The 336-nt window shown below is 63.1% G+C and carries 1 protein-coding gene and 1 pseudogene; both read right to left on the bottom strand.

Annotation, left to right across the window (positions count from 1 at the left end; translation table 11 throughout):
- Positions 1-222, bottom strand: a 222-nt coding sequence (locus tag AKL29_RS46520; protein ID WP_430648843.1) for a proton-translocating transhydrogenase family protein, incomplete at its 3' end; no start/stop codon positions are given.
- A pseudogene (locus AKL29_RS00085) lies at positions 144-336 on the bottom strand (NAD(P)(+) transhydrogenase (Re/Si-specific) subunit alpha); the annotation flags it as partial. The gene AKL29_RS46520 and the pseudogene AKL29_RS00085, both read right to left, overlap by 79 nt.

Genomic DNA, 336 nt, shown 5'->3' with positions numbered 1-336 from the left:
GGTCACGCTCATCAGCGGCGTATGCAGCGCCGGGGTCACCGACCACACCACGAAATAGCCGACAAACACGGCGAGGACGAAAATCGACAGCCGGAACACGAACGGATCGACGGCCTGCGCGAGATGCTCCATGGCTTCTCTCCTTACTTCGGCTGGAAGTTGGGATGGATGACGGCGCCGTCCTTGGTCAGCGCGGTGGCCTTCACCAGCTCGTCGTCCCAATTGACCGCGAGCGCCTTGTTGGCCTTGTCGACCATCGTCTCGATGAACGAGAACAGGTTGCGTGCGTAGAGCCCCGAGGCCGACGCCGCGACGCGGCCGGCGACATTGGTGTAG

It is taken from the genome of Bradyrhizobium pachyrhizi, assembly GCF_001189245.1.
Taxonomy (GTDB): Bacteria; Pseudomonadota; Alphaproteobacteria; order Rhizobiales; family Xanthobacteraceae; genus Bradyrhizobium; species Bradyrhizobium pachyrhizi.
The sequence above is the reverse complement of the archived record's forward strand: the minus strand, read 5'-3'. Positions and strand labels throughout refer to the sequence as shown.